This window comes from Prevotella illustrans, assembly GCF_017426725.1.
Taxonomy (GTDB): Bacteria; Bacteroidota; Bacteroidia; order Bacteroidales; family Bacteroidaceae; genus Prevotella; species Prevotella illustrans.
Genome location: NZ_JAERMS010000066.1, coordinates 1 through 7,823, shown reverse-complemented (window position 1 = coordinate 7,823; position 7,823 = coordinate 1). Strand labels below are relative to the sequence as shown.

Genomic DNA, 7,823 nt, shown 5'->3' with positions numbered 1-7,823 from the left:
CTTAGTGAAAACAACTTCCTTCACTTTTTTGAAAAATATTTAGGACACTATTGGGAAACATGTCCTTATGTCAAAAAGCGTCGTGAGGAAAAGTTGGCTTAGAAGAATTTGTCCTCACGAAAATTCTACTATCTTTAAAAAAAAGAGCCATATCATTACTCGAAAATAGAGTTAGATATGGCTCTTTAGTCGTCTTAGAGGGGAGGATTGCCTATACGATGGGCAGCGAGATACCACAAATCTTCTGATAGATGTCTAAAGCATAGACATCGGTCATGCCGCTGATATAGTCGAGAACGGCCATGACGCGCGTTTCGAGGTCCTCACTCTGAATGTCATACTGGCTGCTGACGCGTTTCATGAGCTGCTGTGACTGGAAACGTTGCGGGTTAACTGCCGCGTCGATCATCGTCTTCATCAGTGTTTCCATAATCTTGTAACCGCCCAGTTCGACGTCGAGCACAGGTTTGCTCTGATAAATCTTCCGATACGAGACCTTGCTGCAATGACGGTAAGCGTCGCGTTGGAGAGGCGAAATATGGTCGATGAGACAGCCTTCGAACTTCCCGTCAAGAATCAGTCGCTCGTTGTTGGCAAAGGCCAATACGCATTCGTGTTCTAATTTGCCGATGACGCAAGCCCGCATGTAGACCACTCGCTCGTTGGCGTCGGTCACTTCCTCCTCGTCCATGCGTTTTCGAATACTCTCCTGTTCGTCCGGAGCGAAGAAACTCAAGAGCAGTTCTTCGGTCTCCTGATACGAAAGGATGCGTAGCTTGTGCGAGTCCTCGATATCCATAATCTCATAGCATATATCATCGGCCGCTTCGACGAGGTAAACCAACGGATGACGCACGTAGCGCAACGGCTCACCCTCGAACGACAGGCGAATTATACCCAATTCGTCGGCTATCTTTCGGAAGTCGGCGCTCTCGGATTGGAAGAAGCCGAACTTACCATGATGGCCCGCGTAATGGCTGGAGAAAGGATATTTTACGATACTGGCCAACATGGAATAGGTAAGGACGACCCCCCCTTTGCGGCGTCCGTTGAATTGGTGGGTAAGCAATCGGAAAGCGTTGGCATTACCTTCAAAGTGGGTAATGTCCTCCCAGAACGGTTTGCTGAGCCTGTCTTTAAGATACGCCCCTTCGCCTTCGGTGAAGAAAGCTTGAATGGCTTTCTCGCCACTGTGGCCGAACGGCGGATTACCCATGTCGTGAGCCAGACACGCCGCATGCACGATGGTGCTGATTTCTTCGAAGTTCGTGTCTTTCAGTTCGGGATGGCGTTCTATCAGAACGCGGGCAACGTCGCTGCCGAGCGACATGCCGAGCGACGCCACTTCCAAGCTGTGTGTGAGTCGGTTGTGCACGAAGACGCTGCCCGGAAGTGGAAACACCTGCGTCTTGTTTTGCAGACGGCGGAAAGGAGGCGAGTAGATAAGGCGGTCGGAATCGCGCCTGAATTCCGAACGGGCGTCGTGGTGAGTCGTCGTGGCGTGCTCCTGCCCGAATCTGATATTTGAAATCAGTTGTGACCAGTTCATATACTTTCTGTCTTGAGTATCAATAGGATAATTGCAAAGATAAACTAAATTTGCCTTAATTCTTTCTTTTTAGGTTTAAAAATGGGGCTTTGTAAAGATAAATCGCTATTTTTGCACGTGTTTTACTCATCTATCAATGGTTCTATGATTAAAATAAAAGTAGTCAATCAAGGCCGACAACCGCTGCCCGCTTATGCTACTCCGCAAAGTGCCGGCATGGACTTACGCGCCAATATTGACGCTCCTATCCGACTGAAACCTTTTGAGCGTCACCTCGTTCCTACCGGATTATACATTGCTTTGCCCGAAGGCTATGAGGCCCAGATACGTCCTCGCAGTGGATTGGCACTGAAAAAAGGAATCACGGTATTGAACAGTCCGGGAACCGTTGATGCCGATTACCGAGGCGAAATCATGGTGTTGTTGATCAATTTCTCGCAGGATGATTTTGTCATTGAAGACGGGGAACGTATTGCCCAGATGGTAATTGCCCGTCATGAGCAGGCCGCGTTCGCGGAAGTGGAGGAATTGGACGCGACCGAACGGGGGATGGGTGGCTACGGCCATACCGGTGTGAAATGAGAGAGGAGTGACCTTTTGCCGGTCGAGTTATTGCATGCTGTATGCTTGGAAATATTCGAAACATTTTATTCCTGTTGTGGACGGTCGTGCTGTGTGGCATGTCCTACAACGCCGTTGCGGGCGACACGCTGTCGTATAACGACCGGCGGCGCTACGATTATTTCTTTATGGAGGGGCTGCGGCAGTATCATGCCGGGAAGTATGACGCGGCTTTCGACCTGCTCAATCATTGTCGGGAGATTAATCCCAAAGGAGCTGAGACCTACTATCTGTTGGCTATGTTCCAAAGTGAGCTTGGCAAGGACAGCCTGGCCATGAATTATCTGCAAAGAGCGGTCATGCTGCGCCCGTCGAACGTGACTTATCGCGAACAACTGGCACAATATTATATTAACGCACGGCAGTTTGATCATGCCATTCAGGCCTATGAAGATCTTTATCAAACCGATAAAAGTCGCTCCGACGTGCTTGAAATCCTGATCCAACTATATCAGCAGCAGAAGAATTACGATAAGATGTTGACGTGCATTGGGCGTATGGAGCAGGTCGACGGAAACAGCGAGGAGCTTACGTTGTCGAAGGTGAGGGTGTACGAGTTGAAGAATGACAAGAAGTCCGCGTACAAAGCGTTGAAACAACTCTCCGACGAACATCCTTATGACTTGAACTATCGGGTCATGTTGGGCAATTGGCTGGTGCAGAACGAGAAAGCAGACGAGGCGTTCAAGCTATTCAAATCGGTGCTCGATGAGGAGCCCGACAATAGCTATGCCTTGAGTTCGATGTATGATTACTATCGGGCTGTAGACAAGAAAAGTGAAGCCGCCGAGTTGGCGGAGCGTATTCTCACCAATCGGAAGATGACCTCGCAGGGTAAAACGGCGATTATCCGGCAAATCATTCAACAGTCGGAAGCTGAAGGAGGCGACAGTACCAAGGTGCTATGGGTGTTTGACAAGGCACTGACCGTGAATCCGGCTGATACGGATATGTATGCCATGAAGGTGGCTTATATGACCTTGAAGAAAGTGCCTGCCGATTCTATCAGTGTCGAACTGAGGCGTTGGCTCAAGGTTGCGCCGGACAATGCGGGCGCCCGGATGCAGCTGCTGCAGAACGAGTGGCCCAAGAAAGATTGGGACGGAATTATCAGCCTTTGCAAGCCCGCTACCGAATATAATCCCGAAGAGATGGGATTCTATTACTTCTTAGGAATGGCTTATTTTCAGAAAGACGAGAACGAGAAGGCGCTCGATGCTTTCAGGCGTGGCGTGAGTGAGATAACGCCGGCGAGTAATCCTGATGTCGTATCGGATTTTTATGCCATCATGGGCGACTTGTTGCATCAGAAAGGGAACAGCAAGGAGGCTTTTGCGGCCTACGACAGCTGTCTGCAATGGAAGGCCGACAACTATGGTTGCCTGAACAACTATGCTTATTACCTGAGCGAAGAGAATATTGACCTGCGTCGGGCGGCAGAGATGAGTGCCAAAACGGTGAAGGCCGAGCCGAAGAATGCCACCTATCTGGACACCTACGCTTGGATTCTGTATAGGGAAGACCGCTTCGCCGAGGCCAAGATATATATAGACCAGGCGATAGCCAACCTCGATTCAACCCAGCATAACAACGTCATCTATGAACATGCAGGGGATATCCATGAGCGGGTGGGCGATCACGCGGCCGCCGTCGATTACTGGAAAAAGGCTTTGGAGTCCGGTGGTGATAAGGCGGCATTGGAACAGAAGATACATCCCAAGGCTATTGTGAAACTTAAAAGTAAAAGAAAGAAAAGATGAAAAAGTTGAATATAATAATGTCTTTGGCATTGGCGGGAATCTTGCTGGTGTCATCGTGTGCCTCGAAGAGGAATCTGGAAAAGACGACGATTCAGCCTTCTGTTGACAGATCGAGCATTGCCAAGGGCGGAGAGAAAGCGCAGGCAGAGAGCGCTCAGGCTTCGCAGTTGCGTCAGCAGCAATTCATACAGCGAGTGGTCGACAATGGAGTCTACGTGAAAAACATTGTGGGCGACATGAAATTTAATCTCAAGGCCGGTTCAAAGGATATCACCGTGTCGGGATCGTTGCGCATGCGTAAGGACGAAGTGATTCGGATACAGCTTTTCATGCCGCTGCTCGGAACGGAGGTAGGGCGGTTGGAGTTTACGCCAACGTACGTGTTGATAATCGACCGCTTGCATAAAGAATACGTGAAGGCCGACTATACGCAGCTCGACTTTCTGCAATCTAACGGTTTGAACTTCTATAGTCTGCAGGCGTTGTTCTGGAATCAGCTTTTTCTGCCGGGACAGGAAACCGTCGCCGACAAGGATTTAAGTCAGTATGAGGTGGATTTGAATGCCCAAGGCGGTTCGACGGTGGGATTGAAGCAAGGGAATCTGTCGGTGAGCTGGCTTACTGAATCCGCCACTGCCCGGATTTTAAGCGCGGAAATCAACTATTTGTCGCAGAAGCATGGCAAGTCAACCTTGGATTGGACGTATGATGATTTTATGGTAGTAGGGTTGAAGCAGTTCCCCGCTACGCAGAAGTTCATGTTTAGTACGACAGCTACACAAAGACAGCAGACGGCAACTGTGACCATCCGCATGAACGAAGTGACAATCAAGGATAATTGGGACGCGACAACCAAGATTTCAGACCGGTATAAGCAGATTGCGCCACAGGATATCTTGTCGAAAATCATGAAATTCTGATATGAGGAAGTTAGGCTTTATACTCTTGATAATCGCGGCTTCGCTGACGGTAAACGCGCAAAAGCAGACAACCGGTAAGAAGAAAAAGGCAACGCCTGTCGTCAAACCGGCCAAGACAACCTCCAAAAAGAAAAAGCCCGCGAATACCAAGACGCCTAAAACGGCTGTTTATGCAAACGCTTCTATTAAAGGACTGCAGAAGCAGCGCTCGCAAATACAGAAGAAACTGCGGCAGCAGGAGCAGGCTTTGCGGGCCAATCAAGCCGATGTGAAGAAACGGTTGCAGAATCTCATGACCATCAACTCGGCCATTGACGACCGCCAGAAGTCGATAGAGGACATTCAGAAAGATATTCATCACATAGAAGGAAACATCGGTTTGCTGAAGACACAGCTGAAGACTCTGGAAGAACAGCTGAAGGAGCGCAAGGCAAAATATGTCAAGTCGATGCGTTACATGGCTCGTCATCAGGCGATGCAGGATAAAATGATGTTCATCTTTTCGGCCAAGAATCTGGCCCAGATGTACAGACGTCTGCGCTTTGTGCGTGAGTATGCCGATTATCAGCGGGCCCAAGGTGAAATGGTCAAAGCCAAGCAAGCACAGGTGGACAGCAAACATGAGCAATTAAAATTGGTGCGCGGACAGAAAAACAACTTGCTTTACAAGGATAAGAAGGAAAAGTCGGCTTTGCAGGGGCAGCAGGACGAGCAGAAGAAGATTGTGGCTTCGCTGCAGAATCAGCAGAAAACAATTCAGAAAATCATAGCCGAGCAGCGGCAGAAAGACGCTGCCCTGAACGCGGAAATCGACCGTTTGGTGGCCATTGAAGTGGAGAAAGCCCGTCAACGGGCCATTGCGGAGGCCAAACGGAAAGCCGAAGCCGTGGCGGCAGCCAAGCGACGTGCCGAAGAACTGGCCCGCAAGAAGGCGGCTGCAGAGGCCGCCGCACGCGAGAACGCAAAGCGTATAGCCGAGGCCAAGGAGCGGGAGACAAGGCTGAAAGCCGAAGCAGAGGCTGCCGCCCAGGCTGCGGCGAAAGCCAAACGAGTCGCCGACGCCAACGCGGAGAAAGCCAAGCGTGAGAAAGTGGAGCGCGAAGCGGCCGCCGCCGCTGATCGGAAAGTCCGTGCGGAACAGGCGGCTCGAGAGGCCAAAGCAGCCCGAGAGGCCGCCGAACTGAAAGCCAGGACCGAGGAAAAGCGCAGCAAGCAGGAGATTGCCGAAGCCAAAGAGGACGTAGACGAGTCGCAACGGCTCTCTACCGTAGACCGGATGGTGAGCGGAGGATTTACCGCCAATAAGGGTAGACTGCCCATGCCGATTACAGGTAGATATAAAATCGTGAGCCATTTTGGCCAATACAACGTAGAAGGATTGAAGGGCGTGGTGCTCGATAATAAAGGTATCAATATTTTAGGACAGTCAGGCTGTATGGCCCGATCGATCTATGACGGCGAGGTGAGTGCCGTTTATGGTTGGCAAGGCTCCATGCTGGTCATGGTTCGCCATGGTGCTTACATCTCTATTTATTGTAATTTAAAATCAGTAAGCGTAAGTAAGGGACAAAAGGTTTCGACCCGTCAGGCTCTGGGAACCGTTGGCGCAGACAATATTCTGCAGTTCCAGCTACGCAAGGAGACAACCAAGCTGAATCCGGAAGCATGGCTCGGCAGATAAAAAGATACGCTATATACATTATTATAATAAGGTGTCATTTCGCAAAAGAAATGACACCTTATTGTTTTTTATACGCGGTATTTGGTCAGATGGCTTAATCCGTTTCGTCTGATAACAAAGAACAATATGTGCAGAGAGCCTGCCGCAACTCTTCTATTTCAATATATTCATCAGCCGTATGTGAACGGGCTGATTCTCCCGGCCCTAATTTGAACGACGGAAAAGGCATGAGAGCCTGATCGCTGAGCGTGGGACTGCCATAAGGCGTCATGCCCATAGACACGCATTTGCGAATGAGCGGATGGTTGGAATCGATATGGGAGGAATGGAGGCGGAAAGAATGAGCTTTGATTTCTGAACGACAATGCGACTGAATAATCTGAAACACCTCCTCGTTCGTATAGAGTTCGTTGGGCCGCACGTCGATAAGCGCTGTCAATTGGTCGGGCACGACATTGTGTTGTGTGCCGGCATTGACCACCGTAACCGTCATTCGGGTAGACCCTAACAGCGGACTGACCTTTTCAAAGCGATAGTCGCGCAGCCACAACAGGTCGTCAAGCGCTTCGTAGATCGCGTTGACACCCTCGCCACGAGCAGCATGCCCACTCTTTCCATGCGCAATGAGGTCGAGCACCATCAGTCCCTTTTCGGCAATGGCAGGCTGAAGCCCAGTCGGTTCGCCTACAAGGGCTACGTCGATGGGTGGCAACAGAGGGAGAACCAGGCTGATACCATTGTTGCCCGACACCTCTTCTTCGGCCGAAGCTAAATAAACAAGGTTGTAGGAACGCTGCCGGGCGGTAGCCGCGTCTTGACAGAAATAACGGAACACTTGAAGCAAAGTGACCAAACCGCCACCACAATCATTGCTCCCTAATCCGTAAAGACGGTTCTGAAGCAAAGCGGGCGCATAGGGATCGCGCGTCCATGAGGCTACGGGGCATACCGTATCGATATGCGCATTGAGCAGAAGCGTAGGCCGCCGGTCGTCGAAAAACGGATCGACAGTCCAGACATTGTTGGCTTCCCGTCGTGTCGTAAAGCCGTAAGAACGAATCGCCTGCTCCAGAATATCAGCCGCCTCTTTTTCTTCGCGGCTCACGGAAGGAGTCGTTATCAAGCGTGACAGGAGCGTTACGGAATCATTTAGATAATCTTCAAGCTGTTTCATAAGGCAAAAATAAGTCTTTTTGGCGTGTTTCTTTGAATATTGAATGTGATTTTACTGAAAATAACCAATAGTGTCCTAAATAATTTTTGTGAAAACGCATACAAAGTTGCATCAAATC

At 50.0% G+C, this 7,823-nt stretch carries 6 protein-coding genes; 4 read left to right on the top strand and 2 right to left on the bottom strand.

Annotated features, from left to right (window positions below; translation table 11 throughout):
- Positions 1 to 211: 211 nt before the first annotated feature.
- Positions 212 to 1,549, bottom strand: coding sequence for a dGTP triphosphohydrolase (dgt, locus tag JHU38_RS12000; protein ID WP_107581636.1), 1,338 nt, complete (start codon positions 1,547 to 1,549; stop codon positions 212 to 214).
- Positions 1,550 to 1,693: 144 nt separating this feature from the next.
- Between dgt and dut the strand changes: the two genes are divergently transcribed.
- The 4 genes from dut to JHU38_RS11980 are packed head-to-tail and all read left to right on the top strand — an operon-like array spanning position 1,694 to position 6,531.
- Positions 1,694 to 2,131 (top strand): dUTP diphosphatase, encoded by a 438-nt coding sequence (dut, locus tag JHU38_RS11995; protein WP_107581637.1) that lies wholly within the window; start codon positions 1,694 to 1,696, stop codon positions 2,129 to 2,131.
- A 41-nt stretch (positions 2,132 to 2,172) separates the two neighbouring features.
- Entirely contained in the window at positions 2,173 to 3,930 is a 1,758-nt protein-coding gene (locus JHU38_RS11990; RefSeq protein WP_232369964.1) for a tetratricopeptide repeat protein, read from the top strand.
- The gene (locus JHU38_RS11985; protein ID WP_107581638.1) at positions 3,927 to 4,850 is read left to right on the top strand and encodes a DUF4292 domain-containing protein; all 924 of its coding nucleotides are present in this window, start codon (positions 3,927 to 3,929) and stop codon (positions 4,848 to 4,850) included. Before JHU38_RS11990 ends, JHU38_RS11985 begins: the two co-directional genes overlap by 4 nt.
- A gap of 1 nt (position 4,851) precedes the next feature.
- Entirely contained in the window at positions 4,852 to 6,531 is a 1,680-nt protein-coding gene (locus JHU38_RS11980; RefSeq protein WP_107581639.1) for a murein hydrolase activator EnvC family protein, read from the top strand.
- 94 nt (positions 6,532 to 6,625) lie between these two features.
- On the opposite strand, the gene JHU38_RS11975 is transcribed toward JHU38_RS11980, so the two are convergent.
- Positions 6,626 to 7,705: a M20 family metallo-hydrolase gene (locus JHU38_RS11975; RefSeq protein ID WP_107581640.1), complete on the bottom strand. Its 1,080-nt coding sequence runs from the start codon at positions 7,703 to 7,705 to the stop codon at positions 6,626 to 6,628.
- Positions 7,706 to 7,823 lie beyond the last annotated feature (118 nt).

Coding starts and splice junctions, on each gene's coding strand:
- dgt (WP_107581636.1), bottom strand. CDS start 1,549: ATGAACTGGTCACAACTGATTTCAAATATCAGATTCGGGCAGGAGCAC.
- dut (WP_107581637.1), top strand. CDS start 1,694: ATGATTAAAATAAAAGTAGTCAATCAAGGCCGACAACCGCTGCCCGCT.
- JHU38_RS11990 (WP_232369964.1), top strand. CDS start 2,173: ATGCTTGGAAATATTCGAAACATTTTATTCCTGTTGTGGACGGTCGTG.
- JHU38_RS11985 (WP_107581638.1), top strand. CDS start 3,927: ATGAAAAAGTTGAATATAATAATGTCTTTGGCATTGGCGGGAATCTTG.
- JHU38_RS11980 (WP_107581639.1), top strand. CDS start 4,852: ATGAGGAAGTTAGGCTTTATACTCTTGATAATCGCGGCTTCGCTGACG.
- JHU38_RS11975 (WP_107581640.1), bottom strand. CDS start 7,705: ATGAAACAGCTTGAAGATTATCTAAATGATTCCGTAACGCTCCTGTCA.